This is a genomic window from Polaromonas sp. CG_23.6 (assembly GCF_029892315.1).
Taxonomy (GTDB): Bacteria; Pseudomonadota; Gammaproteobacteria; order Burkholderiales; family Burkholderiaceae_C; genus Polaromonas.
Genome location: NZ_JARXUY010000001.1, coordinates 3,121,367 through 3,142,221, shown reverse-complemented (window position 1 = coordinate 3,142,221; position 20,855 = coordinate 3,121,367). Strand labels below are relative to the sequence as shown.

The 20,855-nt window shown below is 61.2% G+C and carries 19 protein-coding genes and 1 pseudogene; 11 read left to right on the top strand and 9 right to left on the bottom strand.

The window, feature by feature from the left end; all coding sequences use genetic code 11:
• Positions 1 to 8: 8 nt before the first annotated feature.
• The gene (gene kynB, locus H4V98_RS14895; protein ID WP_280757663.1) at positions 9 to 692 is read right to left on the bottom strand and encodes an arylformamidase; all 684 of its coding nucleotides are present in this window, start codon (positions 690 to 692) and stop codon (positions 9 to 11) included.
• 170 nt (positions 693 to 862) lie between these two features.
• On the opposite strand from kynB, the gene H4V98_RS14890 reads away from it, so the two are divergent.
• The 5 genes from H4V98_RS14890 to H4V98_RS14870 all read left to right on the top strand — a co-directional run bounded on the left by H4V98_RS14890 (position 863) and on the right by H4V98_RS14870 (position 5,105).
• A complete protein-coding gene (locus H4V98_RS14890; protein ID WP_196862448.1) occupies positions 863 to 1,603 on the top strand; it encodes a hypothetical protein in 741 nt (246 codons plus the stop codon).
• Between the two features lie 151 nt (positions 1,604 to 1,754).
• Complete coding sequence (locus H4V98_RS14885; protein WP_196862256.1) at positions 1,755 to 2,507, top strand: SDR family oxidoreductase; 753 nt, start codon at positions 1,755 to 1,757, stop codon at positions 2,505 to 2,507.
• 171 nt (positions 2,508 to 2,678) lie between these two features.
• The gene (locus H4V98_RS14880) at positions 2,679 to 2,981 is read left to right on the top strand and encodes a FeoA family protein (protein ID WP_196862255.1); all 303 of its coding nucleotides are present in this window, start codon (positions 2,679 to 2,681) and stop codon (positions 2,979 to 2,981) included.
• Complete coding sequence (locus H4V98_RS14875; RefSeq protein WP_196862254.1) at positions 2,978 to 4,867, top strand: ferrous iron transporter B; 1,890 nt, start codon at positions 2,978 to 2,980, stop codon at positions 4,865 to 4,867. Before H4V98_RS14880 ends, H4V98_RS14875 begins: the two co-directional genes overlap by 4 nt.
• 1 nt (position 4,868) lies before the next feature.
• Positions 4,869 to 5,105 carry a hypothetical protein gene (locus H4V98_RS14870; protein WP_196862253.1) on the top strand — a complete coding sequence of 79 codons (237 nt, stop codon included), beginning with the start codon at positions 4,869 to 4,871 and terminating at the stop codon, positions 5,103 to 5,105.
• Positions 5,106 to 5,133: 28 nt separating this feature from the next.
• On the opposite strand, the gene argF is transcribed toward H4V98_RS14870, so the two are convergent.
• Both argF and H4V98_RS14860 read right to left on the bottom strand, forming a co-directional pair.
• A complete protein-coding gene (gene argF, locus H4V98_RS14865; RefSeq protein WP_196862447.1) occupies positions 5,134 to 6,063 on the bottom strand; it encodes an ornithine carbamoyltransferase in 930 nt (309 codons plus the stop codon).
• Positions 6,064 to 6,071: 8 nt separating this feature from the next.
• Complete coding sequence (locus tag H4V98_RS14860; RefSeq protein ID WP_196862252.1) at positions 6,072 to 7,286, bottom strand: aspartate aminotransferase family protein; 1,215 nt, start codon at positions 7,284 to 7,286, stop codon at positions 6,072 to 6,074.
• A 250-nt stretch (positions 7,287 to 7,536) separates the two neighbouring features.
• On the opposite strand from H4V98_RS14860, the gene H4V98_RS14855 reads away from it, so the two are divergent.
• Entirely contained in the window at positions 7,537 to 7,854 is a 318-nt protein-coding gene (locus H4V98_RS14855; protein ID WP_196862251.1) for a DUF3579 domain-containing protein, read from the top strand.
• 248 nt (positions 7,855 to 8,102) lie between these two features.
• On the opposite strand, the gene rpsT is transcribed toward H4V98_RS14855, so the two are convergent.
• Positions 8,103 to 8,423, bottom strand: coding sequence for a 30S ribosomal protein S20 (rpsT, locus tag H4V98_RS14850; RefSeq protein WP_029525484.1), 321 nt, complete (start codon positions 8,421 to 8,423; stop codon positions 8,103 to 8,105).
• A 388-nt stretch (positions 8,424 to 8,811) separates the two neighbouring features.
• Here rpsT and H4V98_RS14845 point away from each other — a divergent pair.
• The 3 genes and pseudogenes from H4V98_RS14845 to H4V98_RS14835 form a co-directional block, all read left to right on the top strand.
• Positions 8,812 to 9,282, top strand: a pseudogene (locus H4V98_RS14845) (IS5/IS1182 family transposase); the annotation flags it as partial.
• 279 nt (positions 9,283 to 9,561) lie between these two features.
• Positions 9,562 to 10,890, top strand: coding sequence for a PQQ-dependent sugar dehydrogenase (locus tag H4V98_RS14840; RefSeq protein WP_231374578.1), 1,329 nt, complete (start codon positions 9,562 to 9,564; stop codon positions 10,888 to 10,890).
• A 128-nt stretch (positions 10,891 to 11,018) separates the two neighbouring features.
• Entirely contained in the window at positions 11,019 to 11,354 is a 336-nt protein-coding gene (locus H4V98_RS14835) for a c-type cytochrome (RefSeq protein ID WP_231374577.1), read from the top strand.
• 276 nt (positions 11,355 to 11,630) lie between these two features.
• Here H4V98_RS14835 and H4V98_RS14830 read toward each other — a convergent pair whose 3' ends face one another.
• Positions 11,631 to 13,727 (bottom strand): TonB-dependent receptor, encoded by a 2,097-nt coding sequence (locus tag H4V98_RS14830; RefSeq protein WP_196862250.1) that lies wholly within the window; start codon positions 13,725 to 13,727, stop codon positions 11,631 to 11,633.
• A gap of 239 nt (positions 13,728 to 13,966) precedes the next feature.
• On the opposite strand from H4V98_RS14830, the gene murJ reads away from it, so the two are divergent.
• Both murJ and H4V98_RS14820 read left to right on the top strand, forming a co-directional pair.
• Positions 13,967 to 15,532: a murein biosynthesis integral membrane protein MurJ gene (gene murJ, locus H4V98_RS14825; RefSeq protein ID WP_196862249.1), complete on the top strand. Its 1,566-nt coding sequence runs from the start codon at positions 13,967 to 13,969 to the stop codon at positions 15,530 to 15,532.
• Positions 15,533 to 15,625: 93 nt separating this feature from the next.
• Positions 15,626 to 16,477, top strand: a complete 852-nt coding sequence (locus H4V98_RS14820; RefSeq protein WP_196862248.1) for a tetratricopeptide repeat protein — start codon at positions 15,626 to 15,628, stop codon at positions 16,475 to 16,477.
• Positions 16,478 to 16,545: 68 nt separating this feature from the next.
• Here the strand turns inward: H4V98_RS14820 and H4V98_RS14815 are convergent, their stop codons facing one another.
• From H4V98_RS14815 to H4V98_RS14800, 4 genes are all read right to left on the bottom strand, one after another.
• Complete coding sequence (locus tag H4V98_RS14815) at positions 16,546 to 17,763, bottom strand: MFS transporter (protein WP_196862247.1); 1,218 nt, start codon at positions 17,761 to 17,763, stop codon at positions 16,546 to 16,548.
• 164 nt (positions 17,764 to 17,927) lie between these two features.
• On the bottom strand, positions 17,928 to 18,605 hold the full coding sequence (locus H4V98_RS14810; RefSeq protein ID WP_196862246.1) for a nitroreductase: 678 nt from the start codon (positions 18,603 to 18,605) through the stop codon (positions 17,928 to 17,930).
• 157 nt (positions 18,606 to 18,762) lie between these two features.
• Positions 18,763 to 19,926 carry an FAD-dependent oxidoreductase gene (locus H4V98_RS14805; RefSeq protein ID WP_196862245.1) on the bottom strand — a complete coding sequence of 388 codons (1,164 nt, stop codon included), beginning with the start codon at positions 19,924 to 19,926 and terminating at the stop codon, positions 18,763 to 18,765.
• Positions 19,923 to 20,591: a cupin domain-containing protein gene (locus tag H4V98_RS14800; protein ID WP_196862244.1), complete on the bottom strand. Its 669-nt coding sequence runs from the start codon at positions 20,589 to 20,591 to the stop codon at positions 19,923 to 19,925. The genes H4V98_RS14805 and H4V98_RS14800 overlap by 4 nt, the downstream gene beginning before the upstream one ends.
• Positions 20,592 to 20,855 lie beyond the last annotated feature (264 nt).

Genomic DNA, 20,855 nt, shown 5'->3' with positions numbered 1-20,855 from the left:
TTCAGGGTTCAGGGCAGTTCGCGCAGGATGGCGCGAACCGGCGAGGCGTCGGCCTGCATCAGCTTGAGGGGCAGGGCGATGAGTTCGTAGTCGCCTTCGGGCACGTCGTCGAGCACCAGGTTTTCCAGCACCCGCAGGCCGTGCGCCAGCAGCAGGTGGTGGCAGGGCAGGTCCTGGCTGGCGGCCGGGTCCACGCTGGGCGTGTCAATACCGATAAGCGCTATGTTTTTACTAGCTAGCAGCGCAAGCGTGGCGGGCGCAATCGCACTAAACGATGCCCAGGACTGGCTGGCGGCGCGGGATGTGCGCAGCAGCACTCGGGCGGGCAGGTTTTCAAGTGCGTGGGCCAGGTGCGCGGGCTCGATCAGCGGTCCGCTGTCCAGGCAATGGATGACGCGGCACGGCCCAAGGTAAGGCTGCAGATCGACCGCGCCAATCGCCGCTTCGCCGCTGGCGTAGTGCAGTGGCGCATCGGCATGTGCGCCGGTGTGCGGCGACAGCGTGATGCGGTTGACGTTGACCGGGCACTCGGGCGCGAGCGAAAAATGCAGTTGCTGCGAATAAGCGGTGTCGCCGGGAAAGACGTCGGAATGCGCGTCCACCGCAGGCGAGATGTCCCAGAGTTTCAGGCGCCTGGCGGGAGCAGCAGCGGCGGAAAAAGGGGAAGCAAGAGGGGAAGCGGGTTGCGTCATGCGGCAAAGGTAGCATTTAAGAAAAAGCCGCGGTGTCGGTTATTTCCAACTTATTTTGTAAATTTACAGTGAAGGCCACAGACCGGGCAGTTGCGCAGCGTCGGGGAAGGGCGGTGCGCGTGCGATGGATTCGAAAAACCTGGCGTGTCGCCGTGACTACACTGGTCCCGATGAGCCACCCTTATGAATCGCCTTTGGTACAGCACCGGCCAGTTTCGTATTACTGGAGCGGCGACGCCCTTCGCAGCCGAAGCGTCAGCAGCGTCGTGCTGTCTGGCACGGTCGATGTGCCTGTGCTGCCTGCCAGGCTGATGGCCGACTGGAACACGGACATCTCGCTGCGCCTGCAATTGGTCCCCGGTGACGTCGAGTCCCTGCCTTTGCCGCGCGCCCGTGCGCGCTGGCCGGACTACCGGCAATGCGTGCAAGCGGTGTCCGGCTGGACGACCTCGATCGGGTTGCCTGGCATGCTTGCCCAATGCGACGTCGCGCTGATGGTCTGCCGCGGCGCACGCTACCACCATGACGGCGCGCAGTACGGCAGCGCTGCGTTTTGCAATCTTTTTCTGAGCGACGACAAGGGCCTGGACCTGCATTTTCCGTCGAGCGGCCATCGAATTCCCCTGACAAAGGGAACGCTGGTGATCTTCGACACCGGCCAGCCGCATGCGGTTGTTCCGCGCGACAGCAGCGACTTTGATATTGGCGATTTCCCGAACGACCTCGACTGCACGCAGGTATTCCTGACCTGGGAGCTTGCCATCGAGCATGCCGACGTGGCGCGCGTGCTCGGGATCAAATTCGACATCGACAAGGCAGCATGTCTGCCATTGGATGAGGAGCAAGTCTGGCTTTACGGCGCACGGGCCGAAGTGTGTCCGGCTTCCGGCCGTTGGCGCCGCGTTGATTAATCCCCCAACCTGAAAAAATAGCCAGCTGGCCGACCACCATGGGCTGATTTTTCGTATTCATCATTTTGACAAGCATGGGCGAGAATCCTTGCTCGTGCGGCCACAGGGCTGCGTTGTTTCACGTTGACTTATAAAAGACAAAGGTTTTTTCATGACTTCAATCGACAAAGTGGCCCTCGTGACTGGCGCGGGAACCGGCATCGGCAAGGCGGTAGCGCTGGCGCTGCTGGCGGCAGGCTATCGCGTGGTGCTGGCCGGGCGCCGCATCGAGCTGCTGCAAGAGGTTGCCAAGGCTGCTGGCCGCGACCGTATCCTGCCCGTCGCCACCGATGTCAGCCAGCCCGAGTCGGTCGATGCGCTGTTTTCCACCATCAAGGAAAAATTTGGCCGCCTGGACGTTTTATTCAACAATGCTGGCGTCAATTCGCCACGCGCCGGCTTTGAAGACCTGACGTACGACCAGTGGCAAAACGTTGTGAACATCAACCTGACCGGTTCCTTCCTGTGCGCGCAGGGCGCTTTCAGGATGATGAAAAATCAATTGCCGCAGGGCGGCCGCATCATCAACAACGGCTCGATTTCGGCGCATGCGCCCCGGCCCAACTCGGCGCCTTACACGTCAACCAAGCATGCCATCACGGGCTTGACCAAGGCAATTTCGCTTGACGGCCGCAAGTACAACATCGCCTGCGGGCAGATCGACATTGGCAATGCGCTGACCGAGTTGTCGGCGCGCATGGCGACCGGCGTGCCGCAGGCGAATGGCGAGATCGCCATCGAAGCGATGATGGACGCGAGCGAAGTGGCCGATGCAGTGGTCCACATGGCAGCGCTGCCGCTGAGCACCAACATCCAGTTCATGACCATCATGGCGACGAAAATGCCATTTGTCGGCCGGGGCTGATGCCGCCAAAGCACTCTCCTGAAGGGCCTTGACGGCTTCAGATCGCCATCAGGCCGGCGCTTCGGCTTGGCAGGATGATCTGCATCAAGGTGATTCAGGCTGACGGGCATCACGATGCCATCTGTTACTTATACAATGAGAATCATTTTCATTTAATAGAGTGCGGCAACCATGACCCTGGCCCATTTATCCTCTGGTACGGCAGACATCGGACTCGATGAATGGCCGCAGCGCTTGCCCGCTCAGGTGCTCAGGCTGATGCCGCCAGGCGATGAGGAGGAGCGTGAAGTCTTGCTGCGCCTGCTGGAAATCGGTTTTCTGCCCGGCGAGCCGGTGCAGGTCATGGCGCGTGGTTTTCCGGGCAACGATCCGCTGGCGGTCAGGGTGGGGCATACGACGTTTGCCCTTCGGAGCCATGAGGCCGCGCTGATTCGTGTGGGCCCGCTGGCCGCTGTTGCGGCCTGCGCCGCGTGACCGCCGCTGTCAATGCGGTGGGTGAGCCACTGCGGGTGGCATTGCTGGGCAATCCCAACTGCGGCAAGACGGCACTGTTCAATTTGCTGACTGGTAGCCGCCAGAAGGTGGCGAACTATGCCGGCGTCACCGTCGAGCGCAAGGAAGGCCAGGTGCTGACGGCGTCGGGCCACCGCGTGATGGTGCTCGACCTGCCCGGTGCCTACAGCCTGAATGCCTTGAGTGCCGACGAAGCAGTGACTCGCGACATCGTCATCGGCCAGCGGCCTGGCGAGCCCTTGCCTGACCGGCTGGTGTGCGTCGCCGATGCAACCAACCTGCAACTCAACCTGCGCCTGGTGCTGGAAGCACGGGTGCTGGGCCTGCCAATGGTGCTGGCGCTGAACATGAGCGACGCCGCCCGCCGCGCCGGCATCGTGATTGACCGCAACGTGCTGTCGCACGAGCTGGGCATGCCGGTGGTTGAAACGGTGGGTGTGCGCCACGATGGCGCGCATGAACTGCTGCACTTTCTGGACGATTGGCCAGCGCCCAACGGAAAAATTGATGGCGTACCCGCCTGGCAGGCCCCGACTTTCGATCAGGTCATGGACACCCAGCTCGAAGTGCGCCGCATCATGCGGCTGGCGGTGCAGTCGCCGCCCGACAGCCTGCACGCCGACGACGCCATTGACCGGCTGGTGCTGCATCCGCTGTGGGGCATGCTGCTGCTGTGCGTGATCCTGTTCCTGATGTTCCAGGCCGTGTTCAGCTGGGCCACGCTGCCGATGGACGCCATCAAGTCGGCGATGGATGGCCTGTCCGGCCTGTTGCGCACGCACATGCCCGAAGGCGTGCTGCAAAGCCTGTTGGCCGATGGCATTCTGGCCGGGGCCGGTGGCGTGCTGGTGTTTTTGCCGCAGATCCTGATCCTGTTCTTTTTTATCCTGGCGCTGGAGGATTCGGGCTATCTGCCGCGCGCGGCTTTTTTGCTGGACCGCGTGATGGGCAGTGTCGGCCTGTCAGGTCGCTCCTTCATTCCGCTACTGTCGAGCTTTGCCTGCGCGATTCCGGGCGTGATGGCAACGCGCACGATTACCCACTGGCGCGACCGGCTGGTGACCATCATGATTGCGCCGCTGATGACCTGCTCGGCGCGCCTGCCGGTGTATGCGCTCTTGATTGGCGCCTTCATTCCTGAACGCACGGTAGCGGGCATCTTCAACCTGCAGGGGCTGGTCATGTTTGCGCTTTATGTCGGCGGCATCGTCAGTGCCATGGCGGTGGCGGCGCTGTTCAATCTCTGGCGCGGCCATGCGCGGCCCACGCCGCTGATCATGGAATTGCCCGCCTACCGGGTACCCAGCCTGCGCCAACTGGCCATGGGTCTGCATGAACGGGCGATGATTTTTTTAAAGCGCGTTGGCGGCATCATCCTGGCACTGACCGTGATCTTGTGGTTTTTGTCCACGTTTCCGGCACCGCCCGAGGGTGCTGTTGGCCCGGCCATCCAATACAGCCTGGCCGGACGCCTGGGCCATGCGCTGCAGGTGATTTTTGCGCCCATCGGTTTCAACTGGCAGATTGCAATTGCGCTGGTGCCGGGTCTGGCTGCACGCGAAGTAGCAGTCGGCGCCTTGGGCACGGTGTATGCGCTGTCGGCCACGGGCAATGACGTGGCGTCGGCGCTGGGTCCAGTGATTGCCCAGACCTGGTCGCTGGCTACCGCCATGTCGCTGCTGGTCTGGTATGTGTTTGCGCCGCAATGCATTTCGACCCTGGTCACAGTGCGGCGCGAGACCAACAGTTGGCGGTACGCCTTTTTCATGGCGGGCTACATGTTCGGGCTGGCCTATGGTGCCAGCTTGATCACTTATCGGCTGACGTTGTTATGGGGAGGTGTTTGAGATGCTGCAGCAATGGATTACCGGAATCATGGTGGCTTTTGCCGCTGCCTATGCGCTGTGGTACTGGATGCCCGCCGGCCTGCGCCGCCGGCTGGGGCGGCTGCAAAAAAAGCTGGGTGAAAAACCCGGTTGCGGTGCTTGCAGCAGTTGCGGCGGCTGCGCAACGGCTGGAAAGCGCCCTGCAGCGGTTAACGTTGAAGGGCAACGCCAGCCGCTGTGGATGAAGCCGGAGCGTTGACGTCGGGATTCTCGACGCTATTGCGTTGCTACAGGCGTCCGAGCAGCAGGAATTCCATCAGGGCTTTCTGCACATGCATGCGGTTCTCCGCCTCGTCCCAGACCACCGATTGCGGGCCGTCGATTACGTCGGCTTCGACCTCCTCGCCCCGGTGCGCCGGCAGGCAGTGCATGAACAGCGCATCGGGCTGTGCGGCGCGCATCATGTCGCTGTCCACGCACCAGTCGGCAAAGGCTGCCTTGCGGGCTTCGTTTTCTGCCTCGTAGCCCATGCTGGTCCAGACGTCGGTGGTCACCAGGTCGGCACAAAGGCAGGCCTGCATCGGGTCCTTGAAGACCTGGTAACTTTCGGTCGAGCGAATGCCGGCAATCGACTGGTCCACTTCATATCCGCCGGGCGTGCTCAGGTGGACCTTGAAGCCAAGGATTTCGCTGGCCTGCAGCCAGGTGTTGGCCATGTTGTTGCCGTCGCCGACCCAGGCCACCGTCTTGCCTTTGATCGAGCCCCGGTGCTCGATGTAGGTGAAGATGTCAGCCAGGATCTGGCAGGGGTGAAATTCGTTGGTCAGGCCGTTGATGACAGGCACCCGCGAATGCTCGGCAAAGCGCTCGATCTTGGTTTGCTCGAAGGTGCGGATCATCACCAGGTCGACCATGCGGCTAATGACCTTGGCGCTGTCCTCGATCGGTTCGGCGCGGCCCAGCTGGCTGCCTTCGGTGGTGAGGTTCACCACCGTGCCGCCCAGCTGGTACATGCCGGCCTCGAAACTCACGCGGGTGCGGGTCGAGGCTTTCTCGAAAATCATCACCAGCGTGCGGTCGATCAGCGGTTGGTGCTTTTCGTAGGCCTTGAATTTTTTCTTGATCAGCGCGGCACGCGCGAACACGTAGGCATAGTCATCAGCGCTCAGGTCGCTGAACTGGAGGTAATGCTTGAGAGGCGTAGGGGGGCTGGACATGCTCATGGTCATGCACCTTCCTGCAGCAGTTGCTTGATCAGCGGACACAAGATCGCCACGACTTCATCGGCCTCGGCCATGGTCATGATGAGCGAAGGCACCATGCGGATCACGGTGTCGGCGGTAACGCTGATCAGCAGGCCGTTTTCGGCAGCACGGCCAACCAGTACGCCGCAAGGCTTTGTCAGTTCGATGCCGAGCATCAGGCCAAGACCACGAATTTCCTTGAAGCCCGGCAGATCGCCGAGTTCGCGGGTGAACGCAGTTCGCAAATGGTCGCCCACCATCACCGCATTGGCCATCAGGCCTTCTTCTTCCATGATGCGAATGGTTTCCACGCCGGCACGCATGGCCAGCGGATTGCCGCCAAAAGTCGTGCCGTGGTTGCCAGGGCCAAAAATATGCGCTGCCTTGGCGCCCGCCACCACCGCGCCAATCGGCACGCCCGAACCCAGCCCCTTGGCCAGTGGCATGACGTCGGGCTTGATGCCGGCCCACTGGTGCGCAAACCATTTGCCGGTGCGGCCCATGCCACATTGCACTTCGTCAATCATCAGCAGCCAGTCGCGTTCGTCGCACAGGGCGCGCACCTGTTGCAAATACTCGTTGTTCATCGGGTGAACGCCGCCTTCGCCCTGAATGGCTTCAAAAAACACCGCCACCACATTCGGATTGCCTTCTGTAGCCGCTTTCAGTTCGTCGATGTTGTTGATCGGCACGCGAATGAATCCTTCGACCAGCGGGCCAAAACCGGCCTGAACCTTCGGGTTGCCGGTGGCGCTCAGCGTGGCGATGCTGCGGCCGTGGAAGGCTTTTTCGTACACCACGATCTCCGGGCGTTCAACGCCCTTGTCGTGACCGAACTTGCGTGCCAGCTTGAGTGCGGCTTCGTTCGCTTCCAGTCCGGTCGAGCAGAAAAACACGTTTTCAAGTCCTGACAGTTCCACCAGCTTGGCCGCCAGCGTTTCCTGCAGCGGCACATGGTAGTAGTTGGAGCTGTGGATGATCTTTCCGACCTGATCGCGCAATGCCGCCACCAGCTTGGGGTGGTTATGGCCCACGGTATTGACGGCAATGCCGCCCAGCGCATCGAGGTATGACTTGCCGTTCACATCCCAGACGCGGCAGCCCTGGCCGTGCGAGAGGGCAATCGGCAAGCGGCCGTAGGTGTTCATCACATGCGGGGAAGCGGCTTCGATGTGATCGGGAAGGGCAGCGGTCATGGGAAAACTCCGGGACAGTGGCAAGCAACAAGGTGGCCGCGATAAATTGAGCGGGTCTGAAGTTTATTTTAGGCGCAGACTTCACACGCTTTCGTGACCATGCCGCATCACTGTCATGCGCTCTGCGAGTGGCCCCAACAGGCGCTGGGGATTGCCGGATAAGGGCTGAGTCTTATATAAGATAGAATTGTTGTGCGGCGCAGCATGGGGTTTATCCTCACCCCTGGCACGTACAAAAACCTTCCATCCGATGGTCTCCAATTCCCCTAAAGAAGTCTTTATTCAGGGCATCACGCTTGATGGCAAAACCTTCCGCCCCAGTGACTGGGCAGACAGGCTGTGCGGCGTGATGAGCCAGTTTCGCCCGGGCGGTCCACGACCTGGCAGCCATCTGACGTATTCACCCTGGTGCGTGCCGACGGTCGTCAACGGCATCAAATGTGTGGTGGTGAATGCCGAACTGCGCGACGCCGAACCCATGGCCTGGGACTTTGCCATCAACTTTGCCAAGGACAACAGTCTGCAACTGGTCGAGGCCTGCCTGATTCCTGATGTGCCCGAACGCTGAGTTTCGATTGCAGCGTCATTTGCCTTAAACCGTCAGTCGTCAGTTGGTTCAACTTGTCTGGTTTGATGTCAAAAAGCCTATTTGCGCAAGCGTTTCTTGGTTAAGCAGCTACTAATTTTATAGCGATCAAAGAAGTTCACCCATAAAAAAACCGCCCGAAGGCGGTTTTTTACTTTTGCTGCAGCGCACCCGACAAAACGGCAGACTGGCTTTTATGAAAAATCAGTCCGGGCGATTTGCCTGAATGATCAGGCGGTTGCGGTTTCCGGGGCGGGCTTCAGGGCCAGGGCTTTCACTTTGGCGGACAGACGGCTCTTGTCGCGCGCGGCCTTGTTCTTGTGGAAGATGCCCTTGTCGGAAATCGTGTCCACAATGCTTTGGGCCTTGGCGAACAAGTCCTTGGCTTTGTCTTTGTCGCCGGCCAGAACAGCTTTTTCGACGTTCTTGACAGCAGTGCGGTATTTCGAGCGCAGCGAGGTGTTCGCGGCATTGAGTTTGACGTCCTGGCGGACGCGCTTGCGGCCGGAGGCGAGACGGGGGTTCTTTTTCTTGGGTTTGGCGGTTGCCATAATAAATTTCCTTTAATCCTGGGAGGAGTCTGTGGATGATGCAGCAAAGCCTCCGATTATACGACGAAGCTTTTCCAGGTCTGTACTAGAGCACCAACAACCACCCAGAGTGTCGGCACCTTCAAAATTCTCTCAGACACCTCTGGCACGCTGCAACGCCGTCACACAGCGCCCGGCGGTATTCATTGAGGGACACACAGCAAAACCCCGTCCTTTGTCGGGTGGCTGTAAGCGCTCAGTAGCATCTTTTCTTGTCATGAGACAAACAAGCCTTGAACTGAAACTGAACGTTAAAAGAACGCGCAAGCTCGAGTTCCTGGAGCAGATGCAGCATGTTCTCCCTGGGACGCGCTGATCGTGCCGTATTTCGCCAGGGGCCGAACCGGGCAAGCGTGGCGCGGAGATGCGTTCGAGCCAGAAGGTCAACCAGTGGCACTTCGGGAGGAAGACGCATATTTGCGTAGATGCCGACTACGGTCTAGGGCCCACCCTGCGCGGCACAGCCGATCATGTGGCCGACGTCACCGATGGCAACGCGCCGGCGCACGGAGAAGAAACTGGTGTTTATTTCGATGGAGGGTGTCAAGGTGCCGACAAGCGGCCCGATGCCACGCCTGATGCGCGCATGAGCATCGCCATGCGTCCAGGCAAGCGTCGAGAGTTTGATAAGGCGGGCAATCCTGTCGATGCGCTCATTGACAAAATCGGGAGGTGCAATGCTGGCATCCGGGCCAAGGTCAAGCCCCAGTTCAGGTTTGTGAAAATGCGCTAATCCGGGATTGAAGAAAAAACGCTGGAACTCAAAACACTCTCCGACCTGTGGATGGCCCGGCACCAGCTGACAGCCGCACAGGCATGAGTTCGTCCCAACACAAGCGAGCCGCAGTGAATAGGGGAAAAATTCTCCATTACCACTTCAAAATGGTCTCCAAAAAGCCTGAATTGAAAGCCAATTGCCTCGAATGAGCAATACCATGCCGCTAAAACGCCTGACTTTGTGTTGTTGGAACCTTACCTAGAGTAAACCCGGGGAGCGAAGGGGCCATGGTTAGGTTAAAACCAATTTTTGGTGACTGCACAAATGTTTTGGAGACTGGGTTCTTGTTCAAGCGGTAATTACTTTTATATTGGAGACAAAATGAATAAGTGGATTCGCAAAAATAAAAACCATACGCCGTCCGGGCGTTTTGGAAGACTTACCAGTTATATGCTCTTGGCAGGTACTGGCATTCTGGCTTCTTGTGCGGCAGGACCCCAACTGGGTCAAGGGCCGGTACAAGCGCCAAATTTATCCTCAACCACCGTGTTGTCGAAGTTGAGCAGTCCGTGGGATATGGCTTTCCTGCCTGACGGGACGATGTTTTTTACCGAGAAATGCAAAGGCTTGTCGGCCCGGATGCCATCGGGCTCCGTCAATCGTCTGCTCGGGATGAAAGATGCGCAGGGCTACGCCACCACGGCCAATGACCTGTTCTGCGAGGGCCAAGCGGGCATGGCCGGTGTCGCTGTCGACCCCGACTTTGCTTCAAATCGTTTCATTTACGTGTATTCCACTTCAAGCATGGCGTCGCCCGCTGACAACCGCGTCATGCGCTTTACGGTCAGTGCCGACGGGAGTCGACTGGCAGACCGCAAGGACATCGTGACCGGAATTCCTTACAAGGTAGCGGCAAGCGATCTTCCTTTCGGTGGGCCAGGTGCCCACAATGGCGGGCGCCTGCGGTTCGGCCCCAGCGACGGGTTTCTTTATGTAACCACGGGTGATACTCACAACGGCGAAGTGCCTCAGAGCCCGACGCGCATCGGTGGCAAGGTCTTGCGCATCGACCGTGAAGGCAAGGCTGCAGCGGGGAACAACCCGCCGCAGGGATTCGATCCGCGCATTTATACCTATGGGCACCGCAATCCCCAAGGCATTACATTCCGTCCGGGAACCAACCAACCCTTCACAGCCGAAAATGGCCCTTGGCATTCGGATGAGGTAACGGCGCTGGTGCCGGGTGGAAACGGCGGATGGGATCCGCGGCCAAACAAAAATGGTCGGGGAGATTGTCCTGCCAATTACTGCGGCTACAGCCCCAACCAGATGGGTGCCATGGACCCCAAAGAACGATCCTCATTCATGTCCATGACCGACCTTCGCGCCTATCCGAGTGCGATGAAACCCGCCTGGAACAACGAGGGCTTGTCCCAGGGCATGTCTTCAGGGACGTTCTTGAGTGGCAAGCAATGGAAGAACTGGGACGGAAAGATGGTTGTGTCCTTTATGGGCATCGGTATTCACGGCACGCCGGTCGGCAACCGCCTTGACATTCTGGACATCAGCACTGACGGCTTGTCGGCCAAAAGAAGTACCGTGTCCCTGCCTATGCCAGCGGGCCGTTTCCGCTCTGTGGTTCAGGGACCGGATGGAAACTTGTACGTCGCCACGGACGAGGGTGAAATTTACCGAATGACGCCCATTTGATGTGTTCCCGGCCGCACGGTTGAATGCCAGTGCGGCCGGGTACCAGGGTGCTTACCCATTAATTTCTGTCCCATGAGAACAGCTGCAGGGCCAGCAGGTCTCTCAGAGCTTTTTTATATGAAGTGAATATGAATATGAATATGAAATTGACAATTCGTAAAGGTGTAACCGTCGGATTGGCCTCTACTGCCCTGTTTTCCGCTGGATTGGCTTTCGCAAACGAAGAATTGTTTAAAAAATCCAACTGCATGGCTTGCCACGCCATTGATCAAAGACGGCTAGGGCCGTCGATGAAGGAAGTGGCTGCCAAATACAAGGGCGATGGCAGTGCCGCTGAGATGTTAGCCAAGAAAATCCGAGCTGGCGGAGGCGGTGTTTGGGGACAGATGGCCATGCCACCGCAGCTTCAAGTCACCGAGGCTGACGCTAAGACGCTGGCTGAGTACATCCTGACAATAAATTAACCCGACGGTCACCCTAGCGGAAGTGAACGTGACCACCTCTTTAGCGTTTTTGTATCCTGAGTTGACGGCGCAACCTGTGTCCCCAAAGCAGGCGCGCGTTATGTATGGACGAACTTGACTGTTGGCATCAAACCAGCATCGACGTTGATCTGGTTTGCTCCCTTTTGCGTCAGTGTTGCTGCGGAGATGTTTTAGACACTCAGCATGGCAGACGAATACTTTAATGTGATCATCGTTCTCACAGAATTCCAGCAACAGTATCAAAAATAAGCGGGTCTAAAACTTGCTGCGAACGCCGACAAACAGACGCCGGCCAGCCGCCGCTTCAAAATAACGCGCGTTGTTGTCATTGACGATCACCGATCCGGCATAGGTCTTGTCAAGCAGGTTATCGATGCGGCCGTACAGCAGCATCTTGGCGCCGTTGAAGCGGAATTCGCGGCTCAGGCTCGCATTGAAGACAGCGTAACCCGGCGCTGCGTCGGTGTTCAGGTCGTTGACATACGTTTTGCTTTCCAGGCGCGTTTCCAGTCCGGCCTTGACCGATTCGGTAATGCTGGCCTGCACATCGGCAAACAGGCTGTGCCGTGGGGCGCCGGGCAGGCGGTTGCCGACAGGCACCGGACCTTGCGCGCCGGTATAGGCCGACTCGAAGCGTGCATCGAGCAACGTGTAGGCCAGGCGCGTATCCAGGCCGCCGGTCCAGTGGGCAGACCACGATGCTTCCAGGCCACGCCGGGTGGTCTTGTCGGCGTTCTGAAAAATCGCCCGGCCGCCGCTCGACAGTGACGACACGATTTCGTCCTTGCTTCTGGCTTCAAACAGCGCCGCGTCAAAACTGTGCGGGCCGCTGCGCAGCTTGACGCCTATTTCGCCCTGCGTGCTTTTAGAGGCTTTCAGCGCAAAGTTCGGTCCGGGTGCGCCGCCCGGACGGTAGGCGCTTTCGGCCAGCGTCGGGGTTTCGAATCCAGTGCCCAGGTTGGCGTACACATTGAGGGTTTCGGCGGCATGCCAGACCAGGCCAATGACCGGGCTCGTGTTGCGGTATTCCACGCTGCCGCTGGTGCTGCTGGCCGCCGGGTTGAAGCGGTCATCGACGCTGAACTTCACCCGGCTGGCGCGCACGCCGGCAATCGCCTGCCAGTCGGGCGAAAAGGTCCAGTCAAGCTGGCCAAACACATCGTTGTTGCGCGCGGTGTCGTCTTCGTTGCGGCGCAGCGCCCCGTTGTTGCCGGCGAGGTTGTCAAAGCCCTTGCGGGTTTCGCGCAACTGGTCGGCTTCGACGCCCACCGTCCAGCGCACCGGCAACTGGTTGACCTGCATGGCATGCGTCCAGCTGGCGCCGACGCCGCCGTAGCTGCGGTCCAGGTTCACTACGCCATTGGTCTGGAAGGCCAGTTTCTGGTCCACCTTGCGCGTGCCGCCGTACAGGCGCGCATTGAGCGTGTCGCTGGCGGTCAGCTTGTGCTCGACCACCAGCCCGGCCTGGTCTTGCTCGATGGTCTTGCGCGTGTTGAAGGTGATGGCGCCCGGCACCACTTGGCGCGGGTTTTGCTGGAACTGCGAACGCGTCAGACCCAGCGGGTCTTCGGCCAGTGGCTGGCGGAACAGATTGACGATGCCGGTAAGGGTGGTGTCCGCCGACGGCTTGGCAACGACCTTGGCATTGAGCTGCTCGCGCCGTGCCGCACTGTGGTCGCGAAAACCGTCGGTGCTGTAGCGCGATGCATCCAGCAGTCCGCCCAGCGTGTCGCTGCCGCCCGCAATGCCGGCGGCGATGCGGCGCTGGCCGTCCGAGCCGGCACCGGCGGACAGGCTGTATTCGGGCTTGTCCGGCGTCACCGGCGGGTCTTTGGTGAACACCTGCAGCACGCCGCCCGCTGCGTTGCCATACAGCTGGGCCAGCGGCCCGCGCAGCAGTTCGATGCGCTTGGCCGAGGTCAGGCTGGCGGTGGCCGCCTGGCCCTGGCCATCGGGCATGGTCGCCGGAATGCCGTCGACCAGGATGCGCACGCCGCGCACGCCAAAGGTCGAGCGCGTGCCAAAACCGCGCACCGACACCTGCAAATCCTGCGCAAAGTTCTGCCGGTCCCGAATCTGCAGGCCGGGCACGCTGCCCATCAGTTCGGACAGGTTGACCAGCGGGGAGGCGGTGCGAAACGGATCGACCTGTACCGCGTCAATGGCGCCCGGCGCATCAAAGCGGCGCTGCTCGGCCCGGCTGGCGCTGACGACCACCTCCTGCAGTGCGGGGTTTGCGCTTTCCTGCGCTTGGCTCTTGACAGGCGCCAGGGCGATGGCAAGAAACGCAGCGCAGGCCAGACTGACGCCATGACGCGCAGGAGTGAAAGGGGCAAAGGCTGCGCGAGGCATGAATCGAGACGTCAATGTGCGCGATGGGCAGGAAAGGATCATGTATGTGGTCGCTGAATGTTGCGTGGTGTATGGGTGCAGGATGCATCGAAACACGAAGTGGACTCCGTTGCGGCATGGTTCGCCACAGGGGAAACACCCATTTGATAATACTTGCGCCGGGCCGGTGCCGGCATGGACTGCGCCCGACAAATTTGTTTTCGGACGTTGCTGGCGCAAGCAGCGCATAAACTCCTGCGGTGTCACTTTTCAAATCCGCCTCCACCGTCTCCCTGTTCACTTTGCTGTCCCGCGTCACCGGCCTGGTGCGTGAACTGCTGATTGCCTCCAGCTTTGGCGCCAGCGCCATGACCGATGCCTTCAATGTGGCCTTTCGCATTCCCAACCTGTTTCGCCGCCTGTTTGCCGAAGGCGCATTCAGCCAGGCTTTCGTGCCAGTGCTGGCGGCGAACAAGGCGCAGCATGGCGAAGCCGCCACCAAGCTGCTGATCGACCGCGTTGCCACGCTGCTGTTCTGGGTGCTGCTGCTGACCTGCGTGCTGGGCGTGGCGGCTGCGCCACTGCTGGTCTGGGCCATGGCCAGCGGCTTGCAGCAGGCGCCGCGCGGCTACGACGCCGCCGTGGTCATGACGCGCTGGATGTTTCCGTACATCGCCTTCATGTCGCTGGTGGCGCTGTCGTCCGGTGTGCTTAACACCTGGCGGCGTTTTGCCGTTCCAGCTGCCACGCCGGTGCTGCTCAACGTGTCCATGATTGGCGCGGCCTGGCTGGGCGCGCCGTGGTTCAAGTCGCTGGGCATCGAGCCGGTGTATGCGCTGGGCGTCGGCGTGATGCTGGGCGGCGTGCTACAGCTTGGCGTGCAGGTGCCGGCGTTGCTCAGGCTGGGGCTGCTGCCGAAAATCGGCTTCAGCCTGTCGGCGCTGCGAACGGCTTGGGCCGAGCCCGGCAGCAAGAACATTGCCAAGCTGATGTTGCCGGCCCTGCTGGGCGTCAGCGTTGCGCAAATCTCGTTGCTGATCAACACCCAGATCGCCTCGCACCTGACGCCCGGCAGTGTCAGCTGGCTGACCTACGCCGACCGGCTGATGGAGTTCCCGACCGCCATGCTGGGCGTGGCCATCGGCGTGGTGCTGACGCCGCAACTGGCGGCGGCCAGGGGTGAGGGTGACGACGTCAAATACTCGGCCATGCTCGACTGGGGGCTGCGCATCGTCGTGCTGCTGGCTGTGCCCTGCGCGGTGGCGCTGCTGACGTTCTCGGAACCGCTGGTGGCAACGCTGTATCACTACGGCGCGTTCACCGACCGTGACGTGCAGCAGACCACCACTGCGCTGATGGGCTACGGCGCCGGCCTGGTCGGGCTGGTGGCCATCAAGGTGCTGGCCCCGGGTTTTTATGCCAGCCAGAACATCAAGACGCCAGTGAAGATTGCCGTGGTCGTGCTGGTCATTACGCAACTGCTGAATTTGGCGCTGGTGCCGTATTTTCAGCATGCCGGGCTGGCGCTGGCCATTGGTATCGGCGCGCTGATCAATGCGCTGAGCCTGCTGGTCGGGCTGATCAAGCGCGGCAGCTTCACGCCGGCGCCGGGCTGGGTGCTGTTTGGCCTGCAGGTTTTTTCAGCCAGCGCACTGCTGGCGGTGTTTTTGCTCTGGGCTGCCGAGGGTGTGAACTGGATCGGCCTGAAGCACCAATACTTTCAGCGAATCGGGCTGCTTGCGCTTGTCCTGACTGCATCAGGCGCTATATATTTCATAGTCCTCCGGGTGTCGGGCCTGAACCTGCGAAAATTGCTTAAACGCTGACGCAGCCTATCGGTTGGTTTGCACTTGAAGCACCGCAAGCAGCGGTATATTTACCAATACACACCGGGGTTCGGTTTGTGAGAAAGTAGTGCCATGCCATTAAATTTCGCCGTTCCGTCGCCGCTTCAATACTTTTCCAGCCTGGTGCAAAGCGATGCGCATTTTCCCTTGCTGGAAACCGCCGTCAGCCTGGCGCAGGATGAATACCCCGACCTGGACGTCGAGCAGGTGCTGGGCGATGTGGACCAGTTGCTGGCCCGCCTCAAGCGCCGGCTGCCCCTTGATGCCCCCGAACTGCAGCGCCTGCGCGCGCTGAACCAGTTCTTTTTCCGCGACCTGGGCTTTGGCGGCAACATCAACGACTACTACGACCCCGACAACAGCTACCTGAACACCGTGCTGCGCACCCGGCGCGGCATCCCGATCACGCTGGCCGTGCTGTGGCTGGAACTGGCCGTTGGCCTAGGGCTGAACGCGCGTGGCGTGGCTTTTCCGGGGCATTTCATGGTCAAGGTCAACCTGCCCAAGGGCCAGGTGGTGATCGACCCGTTCAATGGCCAGTCGCTGAGCCGCGAGGAGCTGGCCGAGCGGCTGGAGCCTTTTCGCCAGCGCAGCCCTGTCAGCGAAGAGTTTGAAGTGCCGATGGGGCTGTACCTGCAGTCAGCGCCGCCGCGCGAGATCATTGCCCGCATGCTGCGCAACCTGCAGGACATCCACAAAACCCAGGAAGACTGGCCCCGCCTGATTGCCGTGCAGGACCGGCTCATCGTGCTGCAGCCCGACGCCTGGACCGAATACCGCGACCGGGGCCTGGCCTGGGCGGCGCAGGGCGACGTGGGTTCAGCGGTGGCCGACCTGGAAACCTACCTGGCGCATGCCGACGATGCGCTGGATACCGACGCGATTGCTGCGCGTGTGAGCCAGTTGCGCCGCGCTGGCAACTGATATTTAGACAAAAAAGGCCATTTCCGCAGGTGGCAAGGGCGCTGGTAGCTATCTTTAAAGGAGCACTGTCATGGCGTCATGCCGCGCCAGTGCCACAACAATCCCAGCGCCGCCAGGCTGAAAAAAGCGCCTGCCGCAAACGTGGCCGGCGCGCCCAGCTGGTCCCACAGCACGCCGGCCACGGTGCTGGCCAGCAGCATCGCCAGCCCGCTCATCAAATTGAAAAAACCAAAGGCCGTGCCGCGCAGGTCGGGTGGCGCCGTATCGGCCACCATGGTGGCGAGCAAGCCCTGGGTCATCGCCATGTGCAGACCCCACAGCAAAATGCCGGCTGCGATCCAGATGAGGCTGCTGCCTGACGCCAGCAGGGCGTCAGCAGCGATCAGCACCACCAGGCCCCATGCCAGCAGCGCGCGGTGGCTGACGGCGTCCGACAGCTTGCCAAAGGGATAGGCACCCAGGGCATAGACGATGTTCATGCCGATCAGCACCAGCGGCGTGTACGCCACCGGCAAGCCGCCCTGCAGCGCACGCAGCAGTAAAAACGCCTCGCTGAAACGCGCCAGCGTGAACACCGCGCCAATGGCGACCACGCGCCAGTACGGCGCGCTCAGCCGGCGCAAGTTGGCCTGGCTGATCGGGTTGACGCGCGCCGCCTCGTTGGGCAGGCGCACACGCTCCGGCTCTTGCACGCCGAACAGCAGCAGCGCCACCGCCATGAAGCCTGGCACCATCGCCACCCAGAAAATCGCCCGGAAGTCATTTGCCCAGAGCAGCATCAGGCCCATGGCGATCAGCGGGCCGACGAAGGCGCCCACGGTGTCGAGCGACTGGCGCAGGCCGAACGCCGCGCCGCGCATGCCGGGCGGTGCCAGGTCGGCCACCAGCGCATCGCGTGGCGCGCCGCGAATGCCCTTGCCGACGCGGTCAATCAAACGCGCAGCCAGCACCAGGCCGGTCGTGGATGCCAGCGCAAACAGCGGTTTGGACGCCGCGCCCAGTCCATAGCCCAGCACCGCCAGCGGCTTTCGCTTGCCCCAGTAGTCGCTGAGAACGCCAGAAAACACCTTGACGATGAGGGCCGTGGCTTCTGCCGCGCCTTCGATCATCCCGACAGCCCACATGCTGGTGCCCAGCACCGTGACCATGAAGACCGGCAGCAGGCTGTGGATCATCTCGGAAGAAATGTCCATCAAGAGGCTGACAAAGCCCAGCGCCCAGATGGCGGCGGGCAGACGCCGCGAACCGGGGGAGGTGGGGACTGGCTGGCGGGGGGAATCAGACATGGGATTTGCTTTGAAGCGCGCGATTCGAAGTATGCGGGTTTTAGGGTTGCAACGTTACGTCAAAAAATATGACTTGTCTGGTTCCAGAGCGATCGCTATTGTTCATCCGTCGGCGTTTTGGCAGGACCCGATAGTCGTGCTGTCGTGCTGCTTTACTCACTGACTCAATCTCCAAACCCCAGAAACGTCGCCGCTTCATCCACCGGCTTGCGCTGCGAGACCACGGCGTTGGCCGGAAAGCTCTCGTCGGGCCAGCCCATGGCGATGCAGGTCTGAATCACCTGGTCGTCGGGAATGCCGGCCTCAGCTCGCACCACGGGCGACTGCATGATGCCCTGGCTGTTGATCACGCAGCCCAGGCCACGCGCCCAGGCGGCATTGACGATGCAGTTGACCACGCCGCCGCAGTCGAAGGGCGCAATGTCGCTGCCCTGAATGGCGCGGTCGTATGTCACCACGATCGAGACAGGTGCGTCGAACTGGCGAAAGCCGCGCAGCACCCAGTCCTGCCGTTTTTCCTTGTTCTCGCGCTCAATGCCCATGGCGGCGAACAGTTGCTTGGCAACGCCAATCTGTCGTTCGCGGTGCGGGCCTGCGTAATTCGGCCCCAGGCGAAACTCGCGTGAATCGGGCACGCCTGCCAGATTGCGCTCCACGTTGCCTGCGCGAATGCGGTCCAGCACCTCGCCGGTGACCACGTAAAAATTCCAGGGCTGGGTGTTGAGCGAGGTGGGGGCGCGCATGGCCAGTTCCAGCACCTCGCGGATGAGCGCCTTGGGCACGGGCTTGTTCAGGTAGCCGCGAATACTGCGGCGCTGCCGGATGACGTCGTCAAATTTCATGGGGGTCTCTTGGCGTTGGGAGTATGCGGCCCGTGCGGCGCCGCTGGTTGGCTGCTGTCACATTCTGCAAGGACTGCACTGTCTCAAGGGTCAACTGCGTGACTCGCCCGGCCCTTGTCGTCTTCGCAAGGGCAGGGGCATCGCCTTCCTCGTTGCATCACGCAGCCAATGGACGCAATCCCTCCACGCCCAAGCCCGCTGCCTCAACGGCCCCAGCCACATACCCCGCAAACTGCGGCGACCATTCGCTGGCGATGCCGGTCAGGCGCCCTGCCCACGGGCCAGACGTGGCAGTAGCGGCGGGCGCTTGGGCGTGTTGGCCCGTGCCTTCCAAATCGGCAGCGGTGGCGGTGAACGGGTCCAGTGCCCAATCCTTGATGAATTCGGCCTTGGGCGTGGCCGCCTGGCTGCCGAACAGGCGTACGAGCTGGTCGCGGCAATGCGCCTTCAGTCCGGCCTCGGGCAAGCTTTGGCGGACGTGCGAAGGGACGCCAAAAAAGCCGAACAGGGCAGCGCTGCCGCCCGGCATGGACGCATCGTGAATCTCACCCAGTGGCCCGCGTGCGCTTCTGGCCTCGCCGGACAAGCCTTGTTCGCGCCAGAACGGGGTGTCATAAGTGGCGATGTACTTGGCATGGGGCGCCATCCAGGTGGCGGTTGCGCGCCATTGCCGGGCCAGCGCTGGCGGCAGGGCAGGCACGAATTCAATACTGCTTTCCAGCAGGCGCGGCGGCAGCGCCAGCAACACGTGTTCTGCACGCCAAGTGGTTGTTTGGCCTTGCGCGTCAGTCACGTCTTGGCTGTCCAGCTCCACATGCTGCGCCGTGCTGCGCAGGCGGCGCACCGCTTGCCCGGTGTGAATTCGCGTGGCGTCCAGGCGGCGGTGCAGCGCGTCGGTCAACGCGCCCATGCCGCCTGTCAGGCGCATCGAGGCAGGCGAATTGGCATAACCGCGCACCCGCGCAGGCGGCTCGTGGGGCGAACGCTCCATCACCGTGTCGCCGACCTCATGTTGCTCAAAGCTCGCCAGGTTCAATTCATCAACCAGGCGCCCCAGCTGGGGCTGGTAGCCGGGCCAAAACCAGGCTGGCCCCAGGTCAATACGGTCAATAAGGTCAATAAGGTCGATTCTGGCTGCACTTGTCGCTGTCCCGGTTGCCAGTGGTCCCGAAGCCGCAACGGACGCAATACGCCCGCCCAGGGTGTCTCGAGCTTCCAGCAGCACATAGTCCTTGATGCCTTGCTGCTCTAGCAAATAGGCGGCATACAGGCCGCTCAAGCCTGCACCGACGATGGCGATGCGCGTTGTCTGCAGGTTCATGCCGTCTCAGTCATGCGGACCAAGTGACCGGTCTTGAGGTAAACGGTAGCGCCCTGTGCGTTGGCCGCGATTTTTGAAGGGTCGCCCTCGGGCAGGCGTATCCAGCTTCTGGGCGCGCAGGTTTGGCCAGCCATTGCCACGCTGCCGTCCAGCACCAGCAGTTCAGCGCTGTTGGCGGATTCGGCGAACACGTTTTGGCCAGGCCCAAGGCGTTGCAGGCAGACCTGTTCGATGTCGCTTGAGAACAGCGGGCAGACCTCTCGCCCTTCCTGGTGCTTCCAAGCCGCGGGGTCGTTCGTGTCGACGCGCACGGTGTGGCTGTCGCTTGGCTGCATCTGCCACAGCTTGACAAAGATGGTGGCGCCGGGGACGCTGAAAGGCTGGTGGGACGATCCGGGTGGATTGCGCAAATACCAGCCTGCCGGATAGTGCCCATGCTCGTCCGAAAAGGTGCCAGACAGCACGAAGATTTCTTCACCGCCGGGATGCAGGTGGCGCGCAAAGTGTGAATCGGGTGCGTAGCGCACGATGCTGGTGGCGCGGGCTTTTTCTTCGCCCACGCGGTCCAGCATCACGCGCTCGACACCGGCCATGGGCGAGGGCACCCATTGGTGCTGATCGGGTGTGACGATGGCGCGGCATGAAAAATCGGCGTGGATGCGCATGGGTGTTCTTTCAACAATGAATGGAAGCGCGTTCGGTTGGGTGTGTGACATGTGGCAGTCAGGTGCTAAAGCGGCTGCAAGCGCCCAAGCCGGGACACACTCAATACCCCATTGGGCGCGAAAAGAGTACTTTGCGCATGCGGTGGGGTTTATCCATGCTGCCTGTCGCAGGGTGACAGCGCGCAGGCGCATCTCCAACTACAGCGGACGCCTGAAAATGAAAAAAGCCGCTCGAAGCGGGTTTTTTGTGCGGGAAATGCGTTT

Excerpts from the sequence above, each read along its gene's own strand:
- H4V98_RS14870 (WP_196862253.1), top strand. The coding sequence starts at position 4,869 with ATGCTGCAGCAATGGATTACCGGAATCATGGTGGCTTTTGCCGCTGCC.
- H4V98_RS14815 (WP_196862247.1), bottom strand. The coding sequence starts at position 17,763 with ATGTCTGATTCCCCCCGCCAGCCAGTCCCCACCTCCCCCGGTTCGCGG.
- H4V98_RS14800 (WP_196862244.1), bottom strand. The coding sequence starts at position 20,591 with ATGCGCATCCACGCCGATTTTTCATGCCGCGCCATCGTCACACCCGAT.
- H4V98_RS14860 (WP_196862252.1), bottom strand. The coding sequence starts at position 7,286 with ATGACCGCTGCCCTTCCCGATCACATCGAAGCCGCTTCCCCGCATGTG.
- kynB (WP_280757663.1), bottom strand. The coding sequence starts at position 692 with ATGACGCAACCCGCTTCCCCTCTTGCTTCCCCTTTTTCCGCCGCTGCT.
- H4V98_RS14890 (WP_196862448.1), top strand. The coding sequence starts at position 863 with ATGAGCCACCCTTATGAATCGCCTTTGGTACAGCACCGGCCAGTTTCG.
- argF (WP_196862447.1), bottom strand. The coding sequence starts at position 6,063 with ATGTCCAGCCCCCCTACGCCTCTCAAGCATTACCTCCAGTTCAGCGAC.
- H4V98_RS14830 (WP_196862250.1), bottom strand. The coding sequence starts at position 13,727 with ATGCCTCGCGCAGCCTTTGCCCCTTTCACTCCTGCGCGTCATGGCGTC.
- H4V98_RS14805 (WP_196862245.1), bottom strand. The coding sequence starts at position 19,926 with ATGAACCTGCAGACAACGCGCATCGCCATCGTCGGTGCAGGCTTGAGC.
- H4V98_RS14880 (WP_196862255.1), top strand. The coding sequence starts at position 2,679 with ATGACCCTGGCCCATTTATCCTCTGGTACGGCAGACATCGGACTCGAT.
- H4V98_RS14840 (WP_231374578.1), top strand. The coding sequence starts at position 9,562 with ATGAATAAGTGGATTCGCAAAAATAAAAACCATACGCCGTCCGGGCGT.
- H4V98_RS14885 (WP_196862256.1), top strand. The coding sequence starts at position 1,755 with ATGACTTCAATCGACAAAGTGGCCCTCGTGACTGGCGCGGGAACCGGC.
- H4V98_RS14810 (WP_196862246.1), bottom strand. The coding sequence starts at position 18,605 with ATGAAATTTGACGACGTCATCCGGCAGCGCCGCAGTATTCGCGGCTAC.
- H4V98_RS14820 (WP_196862248.1), top strand. The coding sequence starts at position 15,626 with ATGCCATTAAATTTCGCCGTTCCGTCGCCGCTTCAATACTTTTCCAGC.
- rpsT (WP_029525484.1), bottom strand. The coding sequence starts at position 8,423 with ATGGCAACCGCCAAACCCAAGAAAAAGAACCCCCGTCTCGCCTCCGGC.
- H4V98_RS14835 (WP_231374577.1), top strand. The coding sequence starts at position 11,019 with ATGAATATGAATATGAAATTGACAATTCGTAAAGGTGTAACCGTCGGA.
- H4V98_RS14855 (WP_196862251.1), top strand. The coding sequence starts at position 7,537 with ATGGTCTCCAATTCCCCTAAAGAAGTCTTTATTCAGGGCATCACGCTT.